Annotated in this window: 1 protein-coding gene; it reads left to right on the top strand. The window is 46.6% G+C overall.

Features of this window, described 5'->3' with window-relative positions; genetic code table 11:
* Positions 1–510, top strand: a 510-nt coding sequence (gene hscB / locus R7Z77_RS27995) for a co-chaperone HscB (RefSeq protein ID WP_318137385.1), incomplete at its 5' end; no start/stop codon positions are given.
* Positions 511–541: the final 31 nt, after the last annotated feature.

The following is a 541-nucleotide window of genomic DNA, read 5'->3' as shown; positions in this document are numbered from 1 at the left end:
CACTTTGAATTATTTGGGCTACCAAGTCAGTTTCAGCTGGATGGTAGCCTTCTTTCTTCTAAGTTTCGAGAACTACAAAAACGCTTCCACCCGGACAACTTTGCTACCGCCTCTGAGCGAGACCGCTTGATGTCGGTGCAAAAGGCTGCGCAAATTAACGATGCGTACCAAGTCCTCAAACATCCTATCTCTCGTGCGGAGTACATCTTGGCAGAGCAGGGAATGGAAATCCGTGGTGAGCAACAAACCATGCAAGATCCGATGTTCCTGATGGAACAAATGGAACTGCGCGAAGAACTAGAAGATATTGCTGACTGCTCTGATCCTGAATCGGCGCTTTTTGACTTCGACTCTAAGGTCAGCAAAATGTATAAGCAGCATTTGGCAAGCGTTGAGCAAGAGCTTAACGACGGTCTTTGGGCTGAAGCCGCAGACCGAGTTCGTAAATTGAAATTCATTGCCAAACTAAAGAACGAAATTGAACTGGTTGAAGATAAGCTTCTCGGCTAGTTAGCGTGACAAGGACCAATCATGGCACTAC

It is taken from the genome of Vibrio sp. 1401, from assembly GCF_033340295.1.
This window is presented reverse-complemented; position numbering and strand designations above follow the sequence as displayed.